Annotated in this window: 1 protein-coding gene; it reads right to left on the reverse strand. The window is 57.8% G+C overall.

Annotated elements, in window-relative coordinates:
- The coding region (locus HBN61_RS22415) for an HAD-IC family P-type ATPase (RefSeq protein WP_170047939.1) at positions 1-531 on the reverse strand (531 nt) is incomplete at both ends.

Raw genomic sequence — 531 nt, forward strand, 5'->3', positions numbered from 1 at the left:
AAGGAATTTCGTCGACCTTGCTGTAGGCCGTGCCCACGTTCAACTCGCGGTGCACCTCAACATGCTCCAGCACCGCGACGTCCAGCAGGTTCTTCAGGCCGGTCTGGTGATAGCTATTGAGGTAGGCCATTTCCAGCACGTCGTCGGACTCTTGCCCCCAGATGTCCACATGACGGGCGAGAAAGATTTTGTCCTGGGTCAGGGTCCCGGTTTTATCGGTGCACAGTACATCCATCGCGCCAAAGTTCTGGATCGCATCCAGCCGCTTGACGATGACCTTTTTGCGCGACAGAAACACCGCGCCCTTGGCCAGGGTCGAAGTCACGATCATGGGCAGCATTTCAGGCGTCAGGCCCACGGCCACCGAGAGTGCAAACAGCAGGGCTTCGGGCCAGTCGCCTTTGGTGAAACCGTTGATGAACAGCACCAGCGGCGCCATCACGAACATAAAACGGATCAGAAACCAGCTGAATTTATTGACAACGGTCTGGAACGACGTTGGGCCACGGTCGGTGGCCCCGATGTGCTGGG

The sequence above is a fragment of the Pseudomonas sp. WS 5071 genome, from assembly GCF_012985765.1.
Taxonomy (GTDB): domain Bacteria; phylum Pseudomonadota; class Gammaproteobacteria; order Pseudomonadales; family Pseudomonadaceae; genus Aquipseudomonas; species Aquipseudomonas lundensis_A.